Annotated in this window: 19 protein-coding genes; 14 read left to right on the top strand and 5 right to left on the bottom strand. The window is 49.4% G+C overall.

Features of this window, described 5'->3' with window-relative positions; genetic code table 11:
* Positions 1-102: 102 nt before the first annotated feature.
* The 3 genes from L1285_RS04955 to L1285_RS04945 form a co-directional block, all read right to left on the bottom strand.
* Positions 103-1,590 (bottom strand): Ppx/GppA phosphatase family protein, encoded by a 1,488-nt coding sequence (locus L1285_RS04955; RefSeq protein WP_235411201.1) that lies wholly within the window; start codon positions 1,588-1,590, stop codon positions 103-105.
* Between the two features lie 10 nt (positions 1,591-1,600).
* Positions 1,601-3,688, bottom strand: a complete 2,088-nt coding sequence (ppk1, locus tag L1285_RS04950) for a polyphosphate kinase 1 (protein ID WP_235411200.1) — start codon at positions 3,686-3,688, stop codon at positions 1,601-1,603.
* Between the two features lie 205 nt (positions 3,689-3,893).
* A complete protein-coding gene (locus tag L1285_RS04945) occupies positions 3,894-4,397 on the bottom strand; it encodes a glycine cleavage system protein R (protein ID WP_046005428.1) in 504 nt (167 codons plus the stop codon).
* Between the two features lie 465 nt (positions 4,398-4,862).
* Between L1285_RS04945 and L1285_RS04940 the strand changes: the two genes are divergently transcribed.
* From L1285_RS04940 to L1285_RS04910, 7 genes are all read left to right on the top strand, one after another.
* Complete coding sequence (locus L1285_RS04940) at positions 4,863-7,097, top strand: ABC transporter permease subunit (RefSeq protein WP_235411199.1); 2,235 nt, start codon at positions 4,863-4,865, stop codon at positions 7,095-7,097.
* A 15-nt stretch (positions 7,098-7,112) separates the two neighbouring features.
* On the top strand, positions 7,113-8,762 hold the full coding sequence (gene pstA / locus L1285_RS04935; RefSeq protein WP_235411198.1) for a phosphate ABC transporter permease PstA: 1,650 nt from the start codon (positions 7,113-7,115) through the stop codon (positions 8,760-8,762).
* A gap of 29 nt (positions 8,763-8,791) precedes the next feature.
* Positions 8,792-9,619: a phosphate ABC transporter ATP-binding protein PstB gene (gene pstB, locus L1285_RS04930; RefSeq protein ID WP_010383287.1), complete on the top strand. Its 828-nt coding sequence runs from the start codon at positions 8,792-8,794 to the stop codon at positions 9,617-9,619.
* An 82-nt stretch (positions 9,620-9,701) separates the two neighbouring features.
* The gene (gene phoU, locus L1285_RS04925; protein WP_235411197.1) at positions 9,702-10,403 is read left to right on the top strand and encodes a phosphate signaling complex protein PhoU; all 702 of its coding nucleotides are present in this window, start codon (positions 9,702-9,704) and stop codon (positions 10,401-10,403) included.
* A gap of 130 nt (positions 10,404-10,533) precedes the next feature.
* Positions 10,534-11,211: a TIGR00153 family protein gene (locus L1285_RS04920; protein WP_235411196.1), complete on the top strand. Its 678-nt coding sequence runs from the start codon at positions 10,534-10,536 to the stop codon at positions 11,209-11,211.
* Between the two features lie 50 nt (positions 11,212-11,261).
* Complete coding sequence (locus tag L1285_RS04915; RefSeq protein ID WP_125716740.1) at positions 11,262-12,530, top strand: inorganic phosphate transporter; 1,269 nt, start codon at positions 11,262-11,264, stop codon at positions 12,528-12,530.
* Positions 12,531-12,607: 77 nt separating this feature from the next.
* Positions 12,608-13,534, top strand: a complete 927-nt coding sequence (locus tag L1285_RS04910; RefSeq protein WP_046005434.1) for a hydrogen peroxide-inducible genes activator — start codon at positions 12,608-12,610, stop codon at positions 13,532-13,534.
* Positions 13,535-13,598: 64 nt separating this feature from the next.
* On the opposite strand, the gene L1285_RS04905 is transcribed toward L1285_RS04910, so the two are convergent.
* Together L1285_RS04905 and L1285_RS04900 are read right to left on the bottom strand one after the other, a co-directional pair.
* The gene (locus L1285_RS04905; RefSeq protein ID WP_125716738.1) at positions 13,599-13,802 is read right to left on the bottom strand and encodes a hypothetical protein; all 204 of its coding nucleotides are present in this window, start codon (positions 13,800-13,802) and stop codon (positions 13,599-13,601) included.
* Positions 13,803-13,966: 164 nt separating this feature from the next.
* Complete coding sequence (locus L1285_RS04900) at positions 13,967-16,477, bottom strand: GGDEF/EAL domain-containing response regulator (RefSeq protein WP_235411195.1); 2,511 nt, start codon at positions 16,475-16,477, stop codon at positions 13,967-13,969.
* Between the two features lie 267 nt (positions 16,478-16,744).
* Here L1285_RS04900 and queA point away from each other — a divergent pair, with 267 nt between their 5' ends.
* The 7 genes from queA (at position 16,745) to L1285_RS04865 (ending at position 24,819) form a co-directional block, all read left to right on the top strand.
* Positions 16,745-17,785, top strand: coding sequence for a tRNA preQ1(34) S-adenosylmethionine ribosyltransferase-isomerase QueA (gene queA / locus L1285_RS04895; protein ID WP_235411194.1), 1,041 nt, complete (start codon positions 16,745-16,747; stop codon positions 17,783-17,785).
* Positions 17,786-17,974: 189 nt separating this feature from the next.
* Positions 17,975-19,099, top strand: a complete 1,125-nt coding sequence (gene tgt / locus L1285_RS04890) for a tRNA guanosine(34) transglycosylase Tgt (RefSeq protein WP_010383277.1) — start codon at positions 17,975-17,977, stop codon at positions 19,097-19,099.
* Positions 19,100-19,132: 33 nt separating this feature from the next.
* Entirely contained in the window at positions 19,133-19,471 is a 339-nt protein-coding gene (yajC, locus tag L1285_RS04885; RefSeq protein WP_046004309.1) for a preprotein translocase subunit YajC, read from the top strand.
* A gap of 21 nt (positions 19,472-19,492) precedes the next feature.
* Positions 19,493-21,352: a protein translocase subunit SecD gene (gene secD, locus L1285_RS04880; protein ID WP_235411193.1), complete on the top strand. Its 1,860-nt coding sequence runs from the start codon at positions 19,493-19,495 to the stop codon at positions 21,350-21,352.
* Between the two features lie 9 nt (positions 21,353-21,361).
* Positions 21,362-22,303 carry a protein translocase subunit SecF gene (gene secF / locus L1285_RS04875; RefSeq protein WP_046004307.1) on the top strand — a complete coding sequence of 314 codons (942 nt, stop codon included), beginning with the start codon at positions 21,362-21,364 and terminating at the stop codon, positions 22,301-22,303.
* Positions 22,304-22,371: 68 nt separating this feature from the next.
* Entirely contained in the window at positions 22,372-22,950 is a 579-nt protein-coding gene (locus tag L1285_RS04870) for a hypothetical protein (RefSeq protein ID WP_235411192.1), read from the top strand.
* 87 nt (positions 22,951-23,037) lie between these two features.
* Positions 23,038-24,819 (top strand): bifunctional diguanylate cyclase/phosphodiesterase, encoded by a 1,782-nt coding sequence (locus L1285_RS04865; protein WP_235411191.1) that lies wholly within the window; start codon positions 23,038-23,040, stop codon positions 24,817-24,819.
* Positions 24,820-24,930: the final 111 nt, after the last annotated feature.

Raw genomic sequence — 24,930 nt, 5'->3', positions numbered from 1 at the left:
CTCACGGGCCTGAGTGCTTAATTTTCCAGCGGAGAAGTTTTTAACACCGTTAGCGTCAATTTTATCCTCTGCAAGTCGAACAAGTTTTAACTGACATGGGTATTAATTCATTGCCGGGAACATCAGCGTCATGTTCAGGGTTTTCCAGTATGCCTGTTCTTGCTGTAGGTCGGCTACAAACAGGGAGTGCTGCGTCAGCCAGTCGGGCTCAAACGTTAGCAGCAGGCTGTTATCCAGCGCTTCTATCGTGAATTTAGCCACCTGATCGATTTGTCGTTTCTGATGCACCAGAATGGCCAGCCGCAACAAGGTCAGCAGGCGGGCAAAATGGGATAGATCGGCTTCCACTAAGGCCGACAACTCTGCACGTTTGATTTTTTTGCGATGAAAGCGGATCAAGGTGCCCAGCAGTTGTTGCTGCTCCTGGGTAAACCCCGGCAACTGGGCATTCAGCACTATGTAGGCACTGTGCTTATGGATCCCGGAAGAATTAATGGCCAGTCCCACTTCGTGCAATCGCGCGGCCCAGCGCAGCATTTGCAGGTCGACTTCAGTGAGTGCCCAGTGCTCGCGGACCATGTCATACATCTGATCCAGCGTATTACAGATATGCTCAGCATGCTGTTTATCAACGGCATAATGATCGCCCACCGCACTGATGGTGCGGGCACGGATATCAAACTCGTCATTCTGCGCCATTTCCTGCAGCAGGCCCTCGCGCAATGAGTTGTCACAATAACTCAGCTCGTCGATATTCAGCTGTCTGAATACCCCGATCAGAATGGCCAGACCGCCCGCAATACTGGCATACCGCTCTTCGGGCAGCGCTTTGAGATTGAGCGCATCGAGTGAGTCGGCGTCAATCAGGCGTTGCCTTATTTGCTCCAGCACTGCAAGCGTTAAGGTATCCTGGTTAAATAACTCCTGGGCAATGGCACATAGGGTTTTAATGGTGCCCGATGTGCCGATACAGGTTTGCCAGCCGGCTTTACGATAGCTGGCGGAGATGGCCTCGATGTTTTGCTCGGCCTTAATTTCGGCTTTGGTAAAACGCTTCGCGGTGATTTTCAGGTCTTTAAAGTGGCTGTTACTGAGGGTAACACAGCCGATATTGCGGCTGGTCAGTAATTTGTGGTCCAGGTGTTTACCAATGATCAGCTCAGTGCTGCCACCGCCAATGTCGATCACCAGGCGGTTATCGTCGCTGTGAATATGATTTGCCACGCCCTGATAGATAAGCCGCGCTTCTTCCTGCCCGGAAATCACGTTAATTTTAAACGGAAACACCTTTTTGGCCTTGGCCAGGAAATAGCGAATGTTACGACAATTGCGCAGCGTATAGGTGGCCACAACCTGTACGCTGTGCTTATCGAAGTCTTGCAACGTAGCTGCAAATTGTTGCAGCACATGCAGCGCACGTTCTATGGCCTCTTCACTGAGGTTGAACTGTTCGTCCAGACCGGCGGCCAGAAACACCCGCTGCTTTTCTTTGTGCAATAATTGCAGACGACCATCGACCTCCCGCGCGACGACTAGATGAAAACTGTTTGAGCCTAAATCAACGGCCGCGATGGAAGGGTATGTGGTCATAGAGCTGCCCTTATGTATTGGTTTGATTGTTTTCCCACTTTTTCAGATGGTCATAGATGGCTATCTGGGAGCGGATCTTCTTTTTATTACCGCGACGAACATAGAGATTCTTCTGTTCACTGTCAATGATCCGTGCTTTTGAACGGTCTTTGAATTGCAGCTCAAGAATATCAATGATCAATTGTTTGAGTGAGGCATCGTAAATCGGCGTGCCGACTTCAACCCGGTGATCCAGGTTACGGGTCATCCAGTCCGCAGAGGAGATATAGACCTGAGGATCGCCATCGTTTTCAAATACCATGACCCTGGGGTGCTCTAAAAAGCGGTCAACGATGCTGATTACTTTGATGTTTTCACTGAAGCGTTGCAGGCCCGGCACCAAAGCACACATCCCACGGATGATCATGCGAATTTTCACACCCGCCATCGAGGCATTATATAAGGCGTCGATCAGCTCTTTGTCTACCAGGTTGTTGACCTTGACGGTGATCTTAGCCGTTTTGCCTGCCTGGGCATTTTTACTTTCCTGATCGATCAGCGCGAGGATTTTTTCTCGCGCATTAATTGGCGAAATCATCAGGTGTTTAAAGTTAAATGGCCTGTAGCTGCTCTCAATGAATTTGAATACATCGTCACACTCGTCACAGATCTCTGGGTGCTTAGTGAATAAACTGAAATCGGTATAAATTCGGGCGGTTTTTTCATGGAAGTTACCGGTGCCAATGTGGGCGTACTTCACAATTTGGCCTTTTTCCCTGCGGTGCACCACACACAACTTGCTGTGCACTTTCAGCGCCGGGATCCCGACCATCACCTTGATGCCATAGTCGCTGAGCATTTTGGCCCACTCAATGTTGTTTTGCTCATCAAAACGCGCCTTAAGCTCGACCATTACGGTGACTTTCTTGCCATTTTTAGCCGCATTGATCAGTGAGGCCATTAACCGGGAGCGTGATGCGACGCGATAAATATTGACCTTGATCTGAGTGACTCTGGGGTCAAACGCCGCCTGTCGCACATATTCCAGCATATGGTTGAAGGTGTGGTAAGGGTAATAAAGCAGGATGTCTTGCTTAGAAATAGCCCTGAAAATGCTGGGATAGGCGTTGAACGCCTCGCTTTGTAGTGGTGGCAGGGGTTTGTTTTCAAGATAACCACGGCCGACATTCGGAAAGCCAATAAAATCGCGGAAGTTACGATAAGGACCACCGGGGATCAAGGCATCCTGATTGGTGACGCCAAGGCGCTTTTTCATGACTTTGAGAATTTCTTCTGGCATCGCCTCGTCGTAAGTCAGTCGCACTGGCTCTGCATATAAACGCTGTTTAAGGCCCTTTGACATTTTATCCAGCAGACCTTCTTCAATTTCGTCATCCAGGTTGTACTCGGCATCCCGGGTTAGCTTGATTTCATACCCTTCAATGTTGTCAAAGCTGAGGAAGTTTCTGAATACCTCGTGCAGGTAAAAACGCACCACTTCATCCAGCATCACAATGGTTTTGTGGCGCCGGGTTTTTTCCGGTGGCAGCACAATAAAACGCTCAAGGCGATCTGTTGGCAACTCAAGTAATGCGTGATGTTGCTTGTCGCCGCGCATTTCTACAAACAGGTAGGTCAGGGCATCGTTGATGTGATCTGAGTAGTCTTTGCTTTCGCTGAGCAAAATAGGACACATGTGCTGTAGCACCTGATCCTGAAAATACTTAGCCAGCCATTGCTGGTGAAAATCAGACAGCTCAGCGGGCTTTTGAATATGGATGTTGTGTTCATTCAAGTCCAGCAGGATCTGATCATAAATGTGCGAGAACTTCTTACCCAGCTCCAGTACCTTTTTGTTGATTTGATTGAGCAGGGCTTCGTCTTCGTCGAAGTCGGTTTCGGGCAGGTTGCTTAACAAAATACGACGTTTTACGTCGGCAACACGGACCCGGAAAAATTCATCTAAATTATTGGAAAATATGCCTAAGAATCGGATCCGCTCAATAATGGGGTTGCTTTTGTCTTTGGCTTCCTGAAGGACACGCTCGTTAAAGGACAGCCAGCTCAGCTCTTTGGCAAAATAGCTGATGGTAATGGGATCGTTAGATAATGCTTGCATCTTTCTTTCCATGGTAATTAAAGCTGCGGGTAGAATATGTCTGCATTGTGACACTTATATGACATACGCTGTCATGTCACCAAATTATCTACAAAGTATAGACCAGTCTCCTTGATCTGCCTTGTTTGATGTCAAAGTGTCGGTATGCAGAAAACATAACAATGAAATGCCGGTAAGGTGGTGTGAGGACCTTACCGGATAGCGATCAGGGTTGTTCGACATCCACTATCAGATCGCTGGTGATAGACTCAAGTGCTTCGACAACGTTGTCTTTTATCATGCCCGCAGGCAGGCTAACGGTAGCAAATGCACTAAATATCGGCACACCCCAGTTGGGTGCACTCTGTTGTTTCGAGTTTAAGTGGGTAATGTTGGCACCCTTGTGGCGGATCACGGCTGCCAGCTCCTGTACAATGCCTGGCCTGTCATTGCCCGTAATCACCAGGTTTAATGTTTCTGGCTCTGTGCTTTCGGTTTGCTCGCCATTGGCAATGCGCACTTCAAGCTCCGGGATACTCAGTACGGCGTCTTGCAGCTCTTGTAAGTGTTCCTCTGCCACCTCTACCTGCACTATCCCCGCAAATTGTCCGGCAAGATGACTCAGATTACTGGTTAGCCAGTTGCCGTGGTGGTTAAGAATGGTTGAGGAAACTCGCTCTACGAGACCTGGTTGGTCCTTGCCTATAAGTGTTAGTACTAACTGCTTCATATCACATGTCTCTTATTATTGGTGGCTCGGTATCTAAGCCCTGAATGAAAGCGAATAATCGCTCTATAAGCCTAGTAAATGAAACTTATTTGTCTACTTCCGATAATGGATACAATGTAAAAAAGTGCAAAAATCCTATCAGTGACTGTAATTTGGGCCTTACTCAGGGTGTTAAGTTCCTTGAACAGAGTGATATTTTGCGTTTACCCAGCTATATGGTTGTTCTCAACACCTTGTATTCATGGGGATTGAACGCGTTTTTTGTCGGGCAATCTGAGAACGGTGGTGTAAAGTTGGGAACTAACATACTCTCTGAGGATCAGAATTCAGCATGAAAAAACAAGTGATGAGCGTAATTAATGAAGGCCAATTCCACAAAGCGGGCAGACTTGGATTGAGGTGTAACACAACTGTCATCTTGATGAAATATAATGCGCCGCAGTTTGATTATGAAAGGGTATTTTGATGACTTCCAATCCGCAAAAACCATCCTTTAAAACGGATAGAAGCCGTCTCTTAAAGGACCGCTTTGCCCAATTTGGCATTACCTCAGGTGGGGTAATGGTATTGGTCGCTTTGCTATTGATATTCTTCTATTTGCTTTATGTTGTACAGCCTATTTTTGAGTCCGCTAAGGTCGAAAAACGGGTTGATATTGCATTGTCTGCCGAGAAGCGCTATTTCGCGCTGGGTGTAGAAGAGCAAACAGAGATTGCGTATCTGCTGGACAACACCGGTCAGGTTGATTTTTATCAGGTAAAAGGCGACAACACGGGCGCGCTGCTGAGCACTTTGCAAACACAGCTTGATGGCCAGATCACCAGCTTCGCGAAAAGCGCACCATTTTTAGGTCAGTACGCGTACGGCCTTGATAATGGTGAGGTGCAAATCCTTAAGCCCAATTTTGTGGTGACTTTTCCGGGTAATCAGCGTGTGATGAAGCCACGTCTGGGTTATCCGCTGGATGGCCAGCAGTTGTTGGTTGATGAACAGCGCCAGGCACTGAAAAAGTTTGCCTTCAGTCACTACGAAGACAAAACCGCAGTGGTTGCACTGACTGCCGACAAGCGTGTGATCTTCGCATCGTTTGCGGCCGAAGAAAATATGTTCTCGGGTGAAATGGAATGGCAGGTAACGCGCACTGAGTTACCTATTGAAGGTCGCATTGACGACCTGCTTATTTCACCAGACACAACACGTACTTTTGTACGTTCTGCAAATCAGATTTATATCTTTGACACCCGCTTTGCGGACGAAGTCACGCAATTCCAGTTATTGGCAGCCAACGAAGAAAATGCCAACCTGGTCAGCATGGCGTTGCTGGCAGGTGCTAACTCGCTAATGCTGGCAAACGACAATGGCGAAGTGTCGCAGTGGTTTGAAGTGAACACGGACGATGGCCGTGAGTTTGCCAAAATTCGTGCTTTTGACAGCGATAAGAGTAAGCAACTGACAGTGCACAGTGAATTTTATCGTCGTACTTTCTTTACCACCACAGAACAAGGTGAGCTGGGTGTTTACTACACCACCAGTGAAGCCGAGTTGTGGCGCGGTAAAGTGGCAGAGCAGGCCATTGATGCCTTCGCGATTTCACCGCGTGCCAATGCAGCGCTATTGCTAACCGGCAATCAGGTGAGTGTGTTTGAAATCCACAATGAGCACCCGGAAGTAACCTGGTCGGCATTGTGGCAGGAAGTTTGGTATGAAGGTTACCCGGAGCCAGCATATACCTGGCAGTCCACGTCTGCCAGTGATGACTTCGAGTCTAAATTCTCATTAGTGCCGATTTCGTTCGGTACGATTAAGGCGGCGTTCTATGCCATGCTGTTTGCGGTTCCGATTGCCCTGTCTGCGGCGATTTATACTGCTTACTTTATGTCGAGCGAATTACGTCGTGTGGTGAAGCCAACGGTTGAAATCATGGAAGCACTGCCTACCGTTATTTTGGGTTTCCTGGCAGGTCTGTGGTTAGCGCCGCTGATCGAAAGCCACTTACCAGCGATTGTCGCTTTACTGCTATTGCTGCCATTGGCCATTCTGGGTACGGCGCTGGGCTGGACTAAGCTTCCTAAAGCCATTCGTCACCTGATCCCGGACGGCTGGCATTCAATCTTGTTGATCCCGGTTGTCCTGCTTGTTGGCTGGGTGTCATTTGCCATGAGTGATGTGATTGAAGGGTGGATGTTCGGCGGTAACGTACGTCAGTATCTGACTAACGAACTGGGCCTGACCTTTGACCAGCGTAACTCTCTGGTGGTCGGTATTGCGATGGGCTTTGCGGTTATCCCAACGATTTTCTCGATTGCCGAAGACGCGGTATTCAGCGTACCTAAGCACCTGTCAAACGGGTCGCTGGCACTGGGTGCAACACAATGGCAAACACTGGTGCGCGTTGTGCTACTGACTGCCAGCCCGGGTATTTTCTCGGCGGTAATGATGGGCCTCGGTCGTGCCGTGGGTGAAACCATGATTGTACTGATGGCGACGGGTAATACACCGATTATGGACTGGAGTATCTTCCAGGGGATGCGTACCTTGGCGGCGAACATCGCGGTAGAAATGCCAGAATCTGAAGTGGGCAGCTCGCATTATCGGATCCTGTTCCTTGCGGCCTTTGTATTGTTTATTTTTACTTTCGTATTTAACACGATGGCTGAGTTTGTACGTCAGCAGCTACGTGAAAAATACAGCTCAATGTAACTGGAGTGAGATGACATGGTAAGACAGTGGTTTAAGTCAGGATCTCCGTGGATCTGGATGACAGGCGGTGCGGTCAGCATCAGTTTGATCTCAGTACTGGGTCTGCTTGCAATGATCGCGTGGAAAGGTCTGAGCTTTTTCTGGCCTTCCGAAGTGGTGGAAATGCACCTGCAGGGGTCTGTGCAAAAACAAACCGTGATTGGTGAAATCTACGACCGTGAGCTGGTGCCTAAATCGCGACTGGAAGCGACAGGCCTGGATTTTTCTAATTATCCCGGCGAGTACATTGAACGCTTGCTGGTAAAAACCGGTAACCGTGAGTACGTTGAACTGGATTTCCGCTGGATTTTATCCACGGATATCCAGAGCCAGTCCAAACCTGCGCAAATAGCGGTGTTTGAGCGGACTAAAAACGGTAACTTTTACGGTTACGTTGAGCGTGTTATCCGCGACGGTCAGGTGGTGACAGACAATCCGCTAGAAGCGCTGGAAGAGATGGTTGAGCGTGCCGTAGACCTGAACGAAGAAGCGTTGGATCTGCAAAACGGTGAGATTGGCCACATTAACTATGAGCTGGAGCGCTTGCGTCTTAAAGAGCGTGCTTATCAGCTGGATAATGAATTGACGCCTGAAATTATCGCAGACCTGGAAGCACAGCGTGCTGCGCTGCGTGAAGAATACAAAGTGCTAGAGAAAACGCTGTTTGAACTGCGTAATGGTGCCAAACGCGACGAAGTCGTTGTGCGTGACATGCGCGGTGAAGAAGTGACGCTGCCTTTATACCAGGTCTTAGATTTCTGGTTTCCGAACGACATGGGCTTCTTTGCAAAAGTGGGCCATTATACGTCGCAGATTGGTAAATTCATTAGCGATGATCCGCGTGAAGCCAATACCGAGGGCGGGGTATTCCCGGCCATCTTTGGTACTGTGTTTATGGTTATGCTGATGGCGGTGATTGTGACGCCATTTGGTGTGGTTGCTGCGATTTACCTGCACGAGTACGCGGCTAAAAATGCGGTGACTAAGATGATCCGCATCGCGGTGATCAACCTGGCGGGTGTTCCGTCTATCGTATACGGCGTATTCGGCCTAGGCTTCTTCGTCTATATGCTGGGTGGCTCTATCGATGCGTTGTTTTACCCAGAAGCGTCGCCAAGCCCGGTATTTGGTACGCCCGGCGTGATCTGGTCTGCACTGACGCTGGCAATCCTGACGCTGCCAGTGGTCATTGTGTCGACTGAAGAAGGCCTGTCACGTATCCCAAGCACAGTGCGCCATGGTTCACTGGCACTGGGCGCGACCAAAGCGGAGACCTTATGGCGTATTATTATTCCTATGGCCAGCCCGGCAATTATGACCGGTCTGATCCTGGCGGTTGCCCGCGCTGCGGGTGAGGTAGCACCGCTGATGCTGGTGGGTGTGGTGAAAATGGCACCGACCTTGCCGCTGGATGGTAACTTCCCGTATATTCACCTTGACCGGAAGTTTATGCACCTGGGTTTCCATATTTATGATGTGGGCTTCCAGAGCCCGAACGTAGAAGCGGCACGTCCTTTGGTTTATGCGACCGCCTTCTTACTGGTGACCGTGATCATTGCACTGAACATCACTGCAATTGGGATCCGTAACCACCTACGTGAAAAATTCAGAGCTTTAGAGCACTAATAGTAAAGTATTTAAATAGGTAAACATTTATGATTACAGTAGCGCCACAGGTAAATAATGCAGATACCAGCAAGAAGTTGGATCTGGAAAACTTGAGCCCGGAACTAACCGCGTTAGAGATCAAAAACCTTGACCTTTACTATGGTGATAAGCAGGCTCTGAGCAACATCAACATGTTGATCCCACGTGGTCAGGTAACGGCGTTTATCGGCCCGTCTGGTTGTGGTAAATCAACGCTATTGCGTTGTATCAACCGCATGAATGACCTGGTAGATACCTGTCGTATTGAAGGTGAGATCAACCTCAACGGTACCAACATTTATGATAAAAGTGTTGATGTAGCGGCTCTGCGTCGTAATGTTGGCATGGTATTCCAGCGTCCAAACCCATTCCCTAAGTCTATTTACGAGAATGTGGTTTACGGTCTACGCTTACAAGGTGTAAAAGACAAACGTAAGCTGGATGAAGTGGTTGAGCGCTCACTGCGCGGTGCTGCTTTATGGGATGAAGTGAAAGACCGCTTGCACGACAGTGCATTTGGTCTGTCGGGTGGTCAGCAGCAGCGTCTGGTTATTGCACGTTCAATTGCGATTGAGCCAGAGGTATTGCTGCTGGATGAGCCAACCTCGGCATTGGACCCCATCTCGACTTTGGTTATTGAAGAGCTGATCAACGACCTGAAAGAAAAGTACACCGTGGTGATCGTAACCCACAACATGCAGCAGGCGGCGCGGGTATCCGATCAGACAGCCTTTATGTACATGGGTGAGCTGATCGAATATTCAGATACTAATACTCTGTTTACAACACCGACCAAGAAGAAAACCGAAGACTATATTACCGGTCGTTATGGTTAATTCACCGGGCTCAGCAAAGCGCTGAGCCAGCGCCTCCACAAGGAGGCGCCTATGCCGTGTTGAAACAAATTAGGAACTGACTATGGAACATAATATTAATAAGCATATCTCTGGCCGCTTTAACGAAGAGCTGGAAAACGTTCGCAACCATGTTTTGAGTATGGGCGGACTGGTTGAACAACAGTTAAATCTGGCGCTGGATGCCGTGAGCCATTGTGATGAAAACAAGGCCCGCAAAGTCAGCGAGAACGACTATCAGGTTAATGCTATGGAAGTGAGCATTGACGAAGAATGTACCCGCATTATTGCTAAGCGTCAGCCGGCAGCCAGTGACTTACGCCTGGTTGTGGCCATTGCCAAAACCATTGCCGACCTGGAGCGCATTGGTGATGAAGCGGAACGCATTGCCAAAGTAGCGCTAGATTCTTTTACCAAAGACCAACAAGACTTACTGGTTAATGTTGAAAACATGGGTCGCCTGGTTTCTCAGATGCTACACGATGTGCTGGATGCGTTTGCCCGAATGGACGCCCAGCGTGCATTTGAAGTGCACAAAGAAGATGCCAAAGTTGACCGTGAATATGAAGCGCTGACGCGTCAGATCATGACCTATATGATGGAAGACCCCCGTTCTATTCCTAAGATTATGGACCTGATCTGGTCGGTTCGCTCGCTGGAGCGCATCGGTGACCGCTGTCAGAATATTGCAGAATATGTGATTTATTTCGTTAATGGCAAAGATATTCGCCATATTTCTCAGGAAGATATCGAAAAGTCACTGTGATCTGTAACAAATAACGGTGCCCTCTGGGTGCCGTTAATAAGAACTTCACACGAAAAAGCGTTCACAATCTGGCTTAATGCTGTAAAATTGCGCCCTGCACATGCATATTAATATGATTTAAGGGTCAGTTATGCCTAGTAATGCATTTTTAGGAGTATTCGCAAAGTCTCCTATTAAGCCAATTGAAGAGCACATAAAGATCGTCCATCAAGCCAGTGAAACCTTGATCCCGTTCTTTAATCATGCCTTCAAAGGGGAGTGGACCGAGGCCGACGCGCTTCGTGTGCAGATCCGTAACCTGGAAAGAGAAGCAGATACACTAAAACGTGAAGTGCGCCTGCACTTGCCACGTGGTCTGTTTATGCCAGTAGAACGTACCGACTTACTGGAACTCATTACCCACCAAGATAAGATCGCCAATAAAGCCAAAGACATCGCGGGACGCGTAATTGGTCGTGACCTGGAGATCCCTGAATCAATTCAAGCCGATTTTTTGGCGTATCTGACACGCTGTGTTGATGCGACCAAACAAGCCTCAGAAGCCATTAACGAATTCGACGAACTACTGGAAACTGGTTTCCGTGGTCGCGAAGTTGCTCTGGTTGAAAAAATGCTCGTTGAACTGGATGCCATCGAGGAAGACACCGATGAGATGCAGATCCGTATTCGTAAAGGTTTACACAACATTGAAAGTGAACTTAACCCGATTGATGTGATGTTCTTATACAAGATCATTGAGTGGGTTGGTGAGTTGGCTGACATTGCGGAGCGCGTAGGCTCACGACTGGAGCTGATGCTGGCGCGCTAAGCGCACACCATCTGCCTTCACACAATTAGTTAAGAATTAAAGGTTTTACAATGGATATCATTGCATCCTATGGCACGCTATTGATTATTATTGCGGCCGCAGTTGGTTTCTTTATGGCCTATGGCATTGGCGCGAACGACGTAGCCAATGCGATGGGTACATCGGTTGGCTCAAAAGCGCTGACCATCAAACAGGCGATCATCATCGCGATGATTTTTGAATTTGCCGGTGCTTACCTGGCCGGTGGTGAGGTAACCTCGACGATCCGTAAAGGGATCATTGATGCCACGCCGTTTATGGACATTCCGGAGCTAATGGTGCTGGGGATGATCTCGGCTCTGTTTGCCGCGGGCACCTGGTTATTACTGGCCTCCATGTTAGGCTGGCCGGTCTCTACAACGCACTCCATCATTGGTGCCATCATTGGTTTTGCGCTGGTTGCCGTGGGCAGCGAAGCCATCCAGTGGGGTAAGGTTGCCGGTATCGTTGGTAGCTGGATTGTGACCCCGGCGATTTCGGGCTTTATCGCATACCTTATCTTTATGAGTGCGCAAAAGCTGATCTTTGACACCGACAAGCCACTGGAAAACGCCAAGCGTTTCGTCCCGGTATACATGGGCCTGGCAGGTTTTGTGATGTCTTTGGTAACCATTAAGAAAGGCCTGAAGCACATTGGTGTTAACCTGGGCACTTTTGAAGGGTATGCGCTGGCTATCGGTATTGCTGTGCTGGTTGGCTTTATCGGTAAAATGGCCATCAACCGCCTGAAGATAGACCCGAATGCAGACAAGCAAATGCACTTCAATAACGTTGAGAAAGTGTTTGCGATTCTGATGGTACTGACAGCTTGTTGTATGGCGTTCGCACACGGTTCGAACGACGTGGCTAACGCGATTGGTCCTCTGGCTGCGGTTGTGAACATTGTTGAACACAATGGTGAAATTGCCAAGAAAGCGGCGCTGGCGTGGTGGATCTTGCCACTGGGTGGTTTAGGTATCGTCGTCGGCCTGGCTGTGCTGGGTAAAAAAGTAATCAAGACTATTGGTGAAGGCATTACTCACCTGACACCTAGCCGTGGTTTTGCTGCTGAGCTTGCAGCCGCGTCTACGGTTGTTATTGCATCAGGTACGGGTTTGCCAATCTCAACCACACAAACGTTAGTAGGTGCGGTATTGGGTGTCGGTATGGCACGCGGTATTGCTGCGCTGAACATGGGTGTGATCAGAAACATTGTGGTTTCGTGGGTGATCACATTGCCAGTTGGCGCTGCCCTTGCTATTGTTATATTCTACATTCTGAGAAGCGCGTTCGGCGTTTAACAGAAAGGACAGACTTTTAGCTTGAAAAGATCTCAATGCCTTTGGTGTTGGGGTCTTTTTATTTGTGGGTATAAAAAGTGAATAACTTACCAAGCATTAAACAGTTACAGTATTTAATTGCGGTGCACCAGCACCAGCATTTTGGCCGCGCTGCGGAAGCTTGTTTTATTGGCCAGTCAACGCTGAGCAGTGCGATTCAGAACCTCGAAGAAACGCTGGGATGCCAACTGATAGAGCGTGAAAACCGCAGTTTAATGTTCACAGATGTGGGCGAAGAAGTGGTGGAGCGTGCCAAACGCATTATTGGCGACACCATTAGCGTGGTAGAGCTGACCAAGAGCTTTAAGCATCCATTGTCGGGCAAACTGGTGCTGGGGATCATTCCGACCATTGCCAGCTTTATTGCGGCGCCCCTATATAGATTTTGCAAAGACGCTTTTCCTGAGCTGCAACTGGTGCTGGTAGAGGACACCAGTGATCGTTTGCTCGATAAGCTGGAGCAGGGCCATATTGATATGGGCATGCTAGCGTTGCCCTACAGAACCGAAAAGTTCCACACTCAGGTGATTGCCCGGGATCATTTTTCCTTGGTCCGCCATCAGGAGTATCAGGTACCCGAGCAGCTGGATGACTTTAATGTGCTACCGGAGCAAAGCGTGTTTTTGCTGGAGCGGGAACACTGCATGACAGATCATGCCCTCAGTGCTTGCCACCTTAACCGCAGTGCCTGTATTAACCCCTTTGAGGCCGCTAACCTGCATACCTTGCTCAGCATGGTGGAATACCAAAACGGGGTGACTTTCTTGCCTCAGATGGCACTGAACGCCGGTATCCTTGATGGCAAACCAATGGTCGCCACCGCGCCGCAACCTGATGCATATCGTGAGATAGGTCTGTTATGGCGTAAAACCACAGGCCGGATCCGGGATTTCCGCCTATTTAGCGATAAAGCGGGTGAGTTTGTTGCCCACCACTGTAACGACAGCAAAGGCGTGACACAATAAAACCATAAAGGGCGAACGCCCTTTATGTCAGTGTGTTAGAGAACTTTAACTAACGCAATCTGGCTTAAGATTCCAGTGACCCCAGCTGGCGGCCTGATTTCAGATCAGGTAAAAAGAGCAGGTAAACCCACACCACCAGATTAAAGTAAGGCACTAAGCCAAGTAAGGTAAAAAACAGTTTAGGGTAGCCTTTGTGGCTTGCGCTTCGGTAACATTGTACGGCGATAACAACGTATATAAGCAACAATATGATAGACAGCTGTACCATTGCAATTCCTCCATTTCCATAGCCAGACGTGTCCAAATCCATTGAATGTCTTGTAAATACCTGTGTTTCATGTATTTAAAGTGACACGTCAAAATGTAAGCTTAATTATAGATGAGAATTACCCAACAGGCAGCTAATTTTTAGTCGAATTTTGTACAAAAATACTAGCAGGCTGTTTTCTCAGACAAAATAGTTTTCAGCATAGCGCCGAGCTGTTCAACCGGTAATGGGCGCGAAATATAGTAGCCCTGACCGTAATCAATGCCTATCTCTTTGAGTGCATCAAAGATCTCTTTGCTCTCCACATATTCAGCCACAGAGCGCTTATCCAGCGAGTGGCTGATGTCATTCACGGCTTTTACCAGTGCCAGATCTATGGGGTCATTGAGCATATCGCGTACAAACGAGCCGTCAATCTTAACATGTTGAGCTGGCAGCTGTTTTAAGTAGCTGAAGGTACTGAATCCAGTGCCGAAATCATCAATAGAGAAGTGGCAGCCGAGTTCATTGAGTTTGGCAATCATCGCCTGTGTGGCGCTGAGGTTGTTGATACTGGCCGACTCAGTGATCTCAAAAATGATTGCACTGGCCGCGACCTGAAACTCCGCCAGACAGGATTGAATATGCGGCAGCAAACGCTCGTCCAGAAATGACTGGGCCGACAGGTTAATAGAGACCTGGTGCAGCTCGCGGTGGCAGGCAATAGCGCGAATACATTCGCGGATCACACACTGGTCCATCAGGTAGGTATCATTGAGTAATTCCAGTGCCGGAATAAATTGATTGGGATAAACCAGGTTGTCGTCAACACGCAGCCGCAGCAGGGCTTCGAAATAGGCCACCTGGTTACGTTTAAAGTCCCAGATAGGCTGATAGTGCAACTCAATATGGTTATTCTGTAGTGCCTGGCGGACATTGTGTCCCCATTCCAGCCCGGTTTGCAGGGTACTGTTCTGGGCATCTTCTTTGCTGTAACAGTGCACCAGATTGCGGCCGAGGTTTTTGGCAATATACAGGGCGATGTCGGCCTGCTTCAGGCACTCACTGGGGTCGCTGTTCTGATGGGTGATCTGTGTTAAACCAATGGAGCAGCTGATGGTATAGCTGGCTTCCTCGGAATGAAATTGATGGTGTTCAATGGCACTACAGACACTTTCGGCCAGCATATGGGCATCCAGCAGTGGTGTGTGCTTCAGTAAAATCGCAAACTCATCGCCACCGATGCGAAAGATCAGGTGCTCATCGGCAATGTGTTCACCAAACAGTTGCGCCACTTCTTTGAGGACAATGTCACCCTGCTGGTGACCTTTACTGTCATTGATGATCTTAAAGTGATCCAGGTCGATATAGATCAGCGCATGTTCAAGCTGTGTATCATGCTTGGCCTGTTCGCAGAAGAGGTTCAGTTGCTGATCGAAGTAATAGCGGTTATGCAGGCCTGTCAGCGTGTCATGTAAAGCCAGGTGGCGCAGCTGTAATTCTGCCTGCTTACGCTCATGGATATTGTCTATGGTTGCCGTAATAGTGGCGGTACTGGTGACATTTTTAATCAGCTGAAAGCGGCACTCAACCCAGAGTGGGCATTGGTTACTCTGCATCACCTGCAGCTCGAGCAGCGCCGATTGCTGCTCGCCTTGTTGTACTTTGGTCAGTACCGATGCCAGTTTGTCACGGTGCTCTGCCAGCACGTAGTCGAACATACTGGTATGCAGGCTGGCTTTCAATTTGTGCCCCACCAGTTGCTCCCAGGCGGGGTTTAAAAAGCGGATCACCCCGGCGGTATCCAGCTCCATCACAACGGTATTAAGGTGCAGCAAAATGCGCTGGTGTGCCGAGAACAGGTCTTTGTAGCGTCGTTCACTGCGGCTCAGTTGCTCAACTTTTTCGGCAAACTCGGCATAGCTGACCATAAAGTCTTCACGGCGTGCCGCGTGGTCACACACTTTACTCAATAAAGACAGATCATAGGGAGCACGAACAAAGTCAGTCACACCCAGCAACAGCAGCTGTTCGGCATAATCCGCATCGCGGTTATCTATAATGGTTACAATGGCCTGGCTTGGTTTATGTTGCAAAATGTTGGCCACCAGCTCTTTGCCGGCGTCACTGTGTGTTGCCGTCGCATCCAGCAGCACAATGGCAAACTCACTTTGCAAAAACTGCGACAGCGCCCCATTGGTGGTGGTGACGTGTGTGGTGGTAAAGTTCAGGGATAAATGCTGACAGATCTCATCGGCACGGGCCTGGTCCGGCTCAAGCAATAACAGGTTTAAGCGGCTGCTTTTTTCCAGGTGTGTTGATAACACATTCGCCAGCACCTGCGGCAGTACATCCTGACGCTCCAAAGGCAATACGGCGTCTATGCTATAACTGCGTGCTGTGGTTTCGGCAATACGTTCACAATAGGTGGGAGGCGTCAGTACAATCGGGGTATTTTTAGGCGTTTTTAGCAACCCGGAGCGCACCATACGCGAGAATCGCCAGCCATCTATTTTGCCAACATTAAGCCCGGTAATGATCAAATCAACAGCCTGGCGTTTTAATACACCCAGCGCAGTTTGCGTGTCACTGTGCTCAACGATGTGAAACACGTTCAGTGATGACAAGGTTTTGACGACCAGCTGGCGCTCCTGTTGATCTGCATTCACCAGCAATAATGTGAGTTGCTTTGCCATGGTGTTACTGCCTTAAACCCATGAAATAAGTAAACAAGTTTTTGCCCTTTTTGTCAGTGATCTGTGTTGCGCTGTGTACCTTGAAGGATCCCTGAACGGGGAGGTCACTGCGTGGCACCGTTTTAGCTGCGAAATTTCGTACAATAGCGACTAGATTAAAGCTATTTTGGGGCACTGACAAGCGTTACATAGTTTTACCTCGGCACTTGATTTAGCGTAGGCGGATCACTAGACTTGGCGCCTATTTGCATTAATTTGAGGTCTTCTATGCGCGTTGCTGACTTTAGTTTTGAACTCCCTGATGAGCTGATCGCTCGCCACCCTAAAAAAGAACGCTCCAGCAGTCGTTTGCTGACACTGGATGGCAACACTGGTGAATTACAGCACAAAGTGTTCAAGGATATTGTCGATTTGATCAATCCGGAAGATCTCATAATTTTCAATAATACCAAAGTGATCCCGGCTCGTATGTTCGGTCAAAAGGCCACCGGTGGTAAGCTGGAAGTGCTGGTTGAGCGGGTACTGGATGAGCACAGCGTATTGGCTCATGTGCGTGCCAGTAAATCGCCAAAAGAAGGCGCTGAGATCATACTCGAAGGCAAAGCAAAAGCCACTATGGTGGCCCGTCATGGCGAGCTGTTCGAACTGAAGTTCCACGGTGATTCTTCGGTGTTGTCAATTCTTGACGAAATCGGTCACATGCCGTTACCGCCTTATATCGATCGTCCGGATGAAGAAGAAGACAAAGAGCGCTACCAGACTGTGTATGGCGAAAAGCCAGGCGCCGTAGCTGCGCCGACTGCTGGCCTGCATTTTGATGATGTACTGATGGCCCAGTTAAAAGACAAAGGCGTTGAAATGGCGTTTGTCACGTTGCACGTTGGGGCGGGTACCTTCCAGCCCGTGCGGGTTGATAACGTTAACGATCACCATATGCATTCTGAGTACATCGAAGTGCCGCAGGAAGTGGTGGATGCGATTGCTGCTGCGCGCCAGCGTGGTGGACGAGTGATTGCAATTGGCACAACGTCAGTACGTTCGCTGGAGTCGGCAGCCAAAGCGCACCCGGATGAGTTAAAGCCGTTTTACGGTGATACAGACATCTTCATTTATCCGGGCTATCAGTTCCAGCTTGTTGATGCCATGGTCACCAACTTCCATCTGCCCGAATCAACCCTGATCATGCTGGTCAGCGCCTTTGCCGGCCAGTCGCATATCATGCATGCCTACGAGACGGCGATTGCCGAGCAATATCGTTTCTTTAGTTATGGCGATGCCATGTTCCTGACCCGACAGGACAAGGCGTAAATCATGAAAACCCAGCATTAAGGCTGGGTTTTTCTGTTTTAACCCCTGAATTCTGTGACCCGGCGCTTTAAAGTGCTATTTTCGCCCCAATATTAATGCCGTTATGGTAGAATCGGGCGGTTTTTAGTATCGCCGGGTCTGGCTCCCGGTTAAGAGTAAGTTGGACTGTTTTTCCGACCAGAGGTAAGTATGAAATTTGAATTAGATTGTACACAGGGCAAGGCGCGTCGTGGCCGCCTGATCTTCGACCGGGGCGTGGTTGAAACACCCGCATTTATGCCAGTAGGTACCTATGGCACCGTAAAAGGCATGACGCCGGACGAGCTGAAAGACACCGGTGCACACATCTGCCTGGGTAACACCTTCCATTTGATGTTGCGTCCGGGCACCGAGATCATCAAACAGCATGGTGATCTGCACGATTTTATGAACTGGGATAAACCAATCTTAACCGACTCAGGCGGCTTCCAGGTATTCAGTCTGGGCGCAATGCGTAAGATCAGCGAAGAAGGCGTGCTGTTCCAGTCACCGGTCAACGGTGAGCGGATCATGTTGTCTCCGGAAAAAGCGATGGAAGTACAGCGTGATCTGGGCTCTGACATCGTGATGATCTTCGACGAATGTACGCCTTATCCTGCGACGGAAAAAGAAGCGCGTGATTCAATGGAGCTGTCTTTGCGCTGGGCTAAGCGCTCTAAAGAAGCCCATGGCGATAACCCGTCTGCACTGTTTGGCATTATTCAGGGCGGTATGTACCCTGAGCTGCGCGCCGAATCTCAGGCTGGACTGGAAGACATTGGGTTTGATGGCTATGCCCTGGGCGGCCTGTCAGTGGGTGAGCCCAAAGAAGACATGATCAACATTCTTGATCACTGTGCGTATAAGATGCCGGAGCAAAAACCACGTTACCTGATGGGCGTGGGCAAGCCGGAAGACTTAGTTGAAGCTGTACGTCGTGGTATCGACATGTTCGACTGTGTGATGCCAACCCGTAACGCGCGAAATGGTCACCTGTTTATTACCGGTGGCGTGATTAAGATCCGCAACGCGGTGCATAAAACGGATACAGGTCCGCTGGACCCAGAGTGTGATTGCCACACTTGTAAAAATTACTCACGTGCTTATTTGCATCATCTGGATAAGTGTAACGAGATTTTAGGTGCGCGTCTTAATACCATCCATAACCTGCGTTATTATCAGCGCCTGATGGAAGGAATGCGTGAGGCCATTGCAGCCGGTACGTTTGATCAGTTTGTGGCCGATTTTTATGCCCGACGTGACAGACCGGTTCCGCCGTTGGCCGACACCGAATAATAGTTTGCAATAAAAATTAAATGAGGAAGAGCTATGAGCTTATTTATGTCTAGCGCGCATGCCAGTACGGCAGCCGCAGCACCAGCCGGTGGCGAGTGGAGCATGTTGATCATGCTGGGTATTTTTGGTCTGGTATTTTATTTCCTGATCTACCGCCCACAAGCAAAACGTGTCAAAGAGCACAAAGATCTGATGGGTGCGCTGACCAAAGGTGATGAAGTGCTCACTCAGGGTGGCCTGGTTGGTAAAATCACTAAGGTTGCAGAAGACAAAGATTTTATCGTGATTGCCCTGAATGATCAGGCCGAAGTTACGGTACAAAAATCAGCGATTTCAGCGGTGTTACCGAAAGGCACAATGAAATCGCTATAAACCAGCAATAAGGATGATCCAGTGTTAAACAAGTATCCAATGTGGAAATATTTACTTGTGCTCGCTGTATTGGCCGTAGGTATTTTATACGCTACACCTAACCTGTATGGTCGTGATCCGGCCATACAGGTTTCTGGTACTAAAGGTACCAATGCCGATCTCAGTGTGCTCGACCAGGTAAATAAAACACTTAAAGACAACAACCTCACCGTCAAATCAACGGCCCTTGAAGATGGCCAGGTATTGATCCGCTTCACCAACGTTGAAGATCAGCTTAAAGCGCAGGACCTGCTGCGTAATACCCTGAGTGAAGATTATATCTCTGCCATTAACATGTCCCCGGCACAGCCTGAGTGGTTAAAGAATTTGGGTGCTAACCCAATGAAACTGGGCCTGGACTTGAGCGGGGGTGTTCACTTCACTATGGAAGTCGACATGGCGACGGCCATGGACAAAGCATTTGAGCAGATGGAGCAGGACTATAAGAGCGATCTAAGAGAAGAAAAACTACGTTATCGTTCTATTCGTCGTGTTGCCAACAGCGATCGTATTCAGGTGGTCATGCGCTCTGATGAAGACCGCGATGCGGCTGAGCGCTTTTTGAAAAACCGCTACCCGGGTAACCTGTTTATCAACGACAGCAGCAATGGTCTGGCATTTTTCTCGACGCTGAGCGAGCCAAAAATCAAAGAGCTGCGTGACTACGCCATCAAGCAAAACGAAACCATCATTCGTAACCGGATCAACCAGCTGGGTGTTGCTGAGCCTAACGTACAGCGTCAGGGCGCTGAGCGTATTATCGTTCAGTTACCGGGTGTACAGGACACCGCGCGTGCTAAAGAGATCTTAGGTGCGACGGCAACACTGGAATTCCGTGAAGTAGACCAAAATGCTGATGCACGTGCCGCGGCGCAAGGTCGCGTACCGCCGGGTTCAGAAGTGATTATGCACCAAGCCGGTTATCCGGTCGTGGTGAAAAAACGTGTGGTACTGGAAGGCTCGCACATTACAGGTGCACAGTCTGGCCTGGATGAGTATCAGCGTCCAAAAGTAAGCATCAACCTGGATAGCAAAGGTGGTGCGAAAATGAGTGCCTTTACCAAGCGCGCGATTGGCAAGCCTATGGCAACCGTATTCATCGAATACAAGCCGTCGGGTAAAGTCGACAAAAATGGTAAGGCTCTGCCGCCAATTAAAGTGGAAGAAGTGATCAACGTGGCCACCATTCAGGCCCGTCTGAACAGCTCATTCCAGATCACCGGTATTAACACGCCAGCAGAAGCCCATAACCTGAGCCTGTTGTTGCGTGCAGGTGCGCTGGTTGCGCCTATCCAGATCGTTGAAGAGCGTACTGTGGGTCCAAGCCTGGGTCAGGAAAACATTCAGGCTGGTATGACAGCCGTTGTGCTGGGCTTTGCCTTCGTACTGGCATTTATGATGATGTACTACAAAGGCTTTGGTCTGGTTGCCAACCTGGCGCTGGCTGCCAACCTGGTCATGATTGTGGGCGTTATGTCGATGATCCCGGGTGCCACGCTGACCTTACCGGGTATCGCCGGTATCGTACTGACCGTCGGTATGGCGGTAGATGCCAACGTGCTTATTTTTGAGCGTATTCGTGAAGAGCTGGCAGAAGGACGCAGTCCTCAGCAAGCGGTTCACCATGGCTATGACAGTGCTTTCAGCACTATTTTCGACGCCAACATTACCACGCTGATCGCGGCCGTGATCCTCTTCTCTGTAGGTACAGGTCCGATAGCAGGCTTCGCTGTAACGCTGGCCATTGGTATTTTAACGTCGATGTTTACGGCTATTGTCGGTACCCGTGCGGTGATCAATGCGGTCATCGGTGGCAAGCGCATTAACTCGCTTTCAATCTAGGAGACGGACATGCAGTTATTAAGAATCAAAGACACTATCCGCTTTATGGCGGCGCGCAAAGTGTCGATGGCGTTTTCTGCGCTACTGATCCTGGCATCGATTTTCAGCCTGACGTACAAAGGCATGAACATGGGTCTGGATTTCACCGGTGGTACGGCGGTTGAAGTGGGTTTTTCTCAGCCTGCTGACTTACCTAAGGTGCGTAGCACGTTGGCGGACAATGGCTTCCCGGATGCGTCGGTGACGTTATTTGGTTCAAGCCAGGACGTACTGGTACGTCTGGCGCCGCGCGATGACGTGAAAGCCGAGATCCTGGGTAACCAGTTGGTTGACGCACTGAAACAGGTAGACAGCAATGTTGAGATGCGCCGCATCGAGTTTGTTGGCCCGAGTGTGGGTGAGGATCTGAAAGAGCAGGGGGGTCTGGCAATGCTGACCGCACTGCTGTGTATCCTTATCTATGTTGCGTTTCGTTTCGAATGGCGCTTTGCAGTGGGTGCGGTTGCCGCTTTGTTCCACGATGTGATCCTGACCATGGGTCTGTTTTCACTGTTGGGGCTGGAGTTTGACCTGACCATTCTGGCCGCTATCCTGGCCGTGATAGGTTACTCGCTCAACGATACCATTGTTGTATCAGACCGGATCCGTGAAAACTTCCGTAAGGTGCGCATTGACGATACGCTGGAGATCATCGATATCTCACTGACTCAGACGCTAAACCGTACCTTAGTGACGTCAATCACGACTATTCTGGTATTGGTTGCCCTGTTTGTCTGGGGTGGTCAGACTATCCATGGTTTTGCCACAGCGCTGCTGTTCGGTGTATTCATCGGTACTTACTCGTCGGTCTATGTGGCCAGCTCTGTGGCAGTGGCCATGGGCGTGAGTAAGGAAGATTTGATCCCGGTTGAAGTGGAAAAAGAAGGCGCCGATCTGGATGCCATGCCATAATCAACCAGCAATGTAATAGAAAGCCGCGATTGTATCGCGGCTTTTTTGTCACCACAGGAGCACAGCGAATGCGAAAGGAATTAACAGCACTGATAGGCCTGGCGTTACTTGGCTGCTCGGAGCAAGCCGAGCAGGCAAATGCGAGTACAGCAACACCCATCCAGCCGCAGGATACACTGCACCGCTACCGGTTGATCGCCAGCGATCTGCTTACCAATATTCGGATCCAGACTCCGGCTGAGGCCATAGCCCTACAGGCTGAGGATTTGATGCACGAAGCAGGCCCCGTGTTGGCACACTTTAACCAGGCCTACCCCCAATGTGGAGCTTACCTGGATGCCGTGCTTGGGGCAGTCGAGAAACTGCCAGGATTGTCATTACAGCAGCTTGAGCAGGACTATCATGAAGCACAAGCATTGCCGACTCTGGCTGATCCCGTGTGTTATCACCCTAAAGAGTTACTGGTCCACCCCGCCAAAGTGGCTGTGATGGCCAAAGCTGGGCTGAGCGATGATCAGGCATATCTGGATGCTGAACTGGATCTGGTCGAATTAATGGCCCATGTTGAGCAAGTCAGGTTGGCATTTGCGCGCGCCAAGACAGCGGCTGAGTCATTGGAAGTTGCAAATGATTCAACATCAAATTAGGTACAACCGTCTTTTTGACATATAAATGTCATGTAAAATTGTTAATTTGTTCGATTATCAATCACCTCTCATCTTGGTCATCGGGCAGTGGATTCAACGCAGATCCTTTTGGATGAAATCATCGCAAACCAGGCCGTATACACGGCATTCCAGCCAATTTATGACTTGGCAAAGGAGCAAGTGCTCGGCTTCGAGGCGCTCAGCCGTGGTAAGCGAGGCTCAAAGCTTGAGCAACCAGACAGCCTGTTTGCGGCTGCCAGTCGCTATGACCGGCTGTCTGAGCTGGAATTATTATGCCGCCAAAGCGCGATCACGCAATTTGTGGCGCAACAACTCCCCGGTAAATTGTTTCTGAATGTCAGTCCAAAAGCATTGCTGGATCCACGTCACCCCAAAGGCGAAACCTTACATCTGGTTGAACAGGCCGGACTGGCAGCCAGTCGCATTGTGATTGAGGTGACTGAGCAGGATAAAGTGGATGATGGCTTTTTACTGTTAAAAACCATTGCCCATTATCGCCAGCTGGGGTTCACCATTGCCATTGACGACTTAGGTGCGGGCTATTCGGGGCTAAAACAGTGGTCTGAGTTATGCCCTGATTTTGTTAAGGTGGATCGCTACTTTATTGACTATTGCGACCAGAGCATCGTCAAACGAGAGTTTCTGAAATCTATCATTGAGCTGGCAAAGGCAACCAACACCGCGGTCATTGCAGAAGGGATCGAGCGTATGGAAGAGCTCGCTTTGCTGGAGCAATTGGGGATTGTGAACGCGCAAGGGTATCTGCTGGCCAAACCCAGTGAACACCCTAACTGCGAGATGATTAATCTGGCCCAGCATCGCCATACTGACAATAAAGATAACCCGTTTGAGCAGTCCATCGCGATTGGCTGGCTGGCCAAGGATGTTGCTGCGATCCACACCTGTACACAATGTCTCGATGCACATCGGCATTTTGAGCGGGATAAACGGCTGATGAGCTTGACGGTTGTGAATGACGCCAGAGAACCGGTAGGTTTACTGCATCGTGATCAGCTCACCGAAGTCTTCGCAGCCCCTTATGGCCACGCGTTATTCGATAAAAAGCCTGTGACTGAGCTGATGGATAAGCAACCTTTGATTGTAGATGAGCAGGAGCAGCTCGACAGTGTCAGCCTGCTGATCACTGAACATGAGTTTGATATCCGGCGGCACATTATTATTACCCGGGAAGGGCGCTATCTGGGCCTGGCACCGCTGCGGGATATTCTCAAACATATTACCGACGAAAAAATTCGTCATGCGCAACATGCTAACCCGCTGACCATGTTACCGGGTAATGTGGCTATCAATGAAGCAATTGAACAGCGCCTGCGTGCCATGCACAGCTTTTCGCTGGCCTATATCGACCTCAATCATTTCAAGCAGTTTAATGACCTGTACGGGTACGCCAGTGGCGACAGCGTGATTAAGCTGCTGGCCGAAGTCACGGTGGCTGTGTGCAAGCACAGTCATTGTTTTGTGGGCCATATCGGCGGCGATGACTTTATGGTGGTGTTTGACAATGACGATGCCGAGACTTTGTGTCATGAGATAATCCAACGCTTTGAAGCCCAGTCTAAAGCTTTTTTCACCCCGGAGCATGTCGCTGCCGGCGGGTACTGGGCCAGCAACCGGGAAGGGCAGAAACAATTTGTCCCTTTACTGACGTTATCGATCGGTTTGGTCTCTCCGGACGTAGAATCCTGTAGTAACAGTCATCAGGTTGCCGCATTGGCAACGGATGCCAAGAAAGAGGCCAAACGATACCGCAATAGTTATCTGTTTGTCTGCAACCGCCGTAAGCCCAGCGCACCCGTAGTACGCCTGGATGCAGTCAGCAGCGTATAAATACCAATTTCGCTTGAGTATTGTTGCAGTTCAGTACGCTAAGGTGTAGTTTGAAAGTCAGCAACGTCAGTGCCTGGGATGCCAAATTGCAGCACTGACCATTCAATGTGG

Source organism: Pseudoalteromonas sp. DL2-H2.2, from assembly GCF_021532535.1.
GTDB lineage: Bacteria > Pseudomonadota > Gammaproteobacteria > Enterobacterales > Alteromonadaceae > Pseudoalteromonas > Pseudoalteromonas rubra_A.
This window is presented reverse-complemented; position numbering and strand designations above follow the sequence as displayed.

Excerpts from the sequence above, each read along its gene's own strand:
- L1285_RS04955 (WP_235411201.1), bottom strand. The coding sequence starts at position 1,590 with ATGACCACATACCCTTCCATCGCGGCCGTTGATTTAGGCTCAAACAGT.
- pstA (WP_235411198.1), top strand. The coding sequence starts at position 7,113 with ATGGTAAGACAGTGGTTTAAGTCAGGATCTCCGTGGATCTGGATGACA.
- secF (WP_046004307.1), top strand. The coding sequence starts at position 21,362 with ATGCAGTTATTAAGAATCAAAGACACTATCCGCTTTATGGCGGCGCGC.
- tgt (WP_010383277.1), top strand. The coding sequence starts at position 17,975 with ATGAAATTTGAATTAGATTGTACACAGGGCAAGGCGCGTCGTGGCCGC.
- L1285_RS04920 (WP_235411196.1), top strand. The coding sequence starts at position 10,534 with ATGCCTAGTAATGCATTTTTAGGAGTATTCGCAAAGTCTCCTATTAAG.
- L1285_RS04945 (WP_046005428.1), bottom strand. The coding sequence starts at position 4,397 with ATGAAGCAGTTAGTACTAACACTTATAGGCAAGGACCAACCAGGTCTC.
- L1285_RS04905 (WP_125716738.1), bottom strand. The coding sequence starts at position 13,802 with ATGGTACAGCTGTCTATCATATTGTTGCTTATATACGTTGTTATCGCC.
- yajC (WP_046004309.1), top strand. The coding sequence starts at position 19,133 with ATGAGCTTATTTATGTCTAGCGCGCATGCCAGTACGGCAGCCGCAGCA.
- L1285_RS04940 (WP_235411199.1), top strand. The coding sequence starts at position 4,863 with ATGACTTCCAATCCGCAAAAACCATCCTTTAAAACGGATAGAAGCCGT.
- L1285_RS04915 (WP_125716740.1), top strand. The coding sequence starts at position 11,262 with ATGGATATCATTGCATCCTATGGCACGCTATTGATTATTATTGCGGCC.
- L1285_RS04900 (WP_235411195.1), bottom strand. The coding sequence starts at position 16,477 with ATGGCAAAGCAACTCACATTATTGCTGGTGAATGCAGATCAACAGGAG.
- pstB (WP_010383287.1), top strand. The coding sequence starts at position 8,792 with ATGATTACAGTAGCGCCACAGGTAAATAATGCAGATACCAGCAAGAAG.
- queA (WP_235411194.1), top strand. The coding sequence starts at position 16,745 with ATGCGCGTTGCTGACTTTAGTTTTGAACTCCCTGATGAGCTGATCGCT.
- phoU (WP_235411197.1), top strand. The coding sequence starts at position 9,702 with ATGGAACATAATATTAATAAGCATATCTCTGGCCGCTTTAACGAAGAG.
- ppk1 (WP_235411200.1), bottom strand. The coding sequence starts at position 3,688 with ATGCAAGCATTATCTAACGATCCCATTACCATCAGCTATTTTGCCAAA.
- L1285_RS04870 (WP_235411192.1), top strand. The coding sequence starts at position 22,372 with ATGCGAAAGGAATTAACAGCACTGATAGGCCTGGCGTTACTTGGCTGC.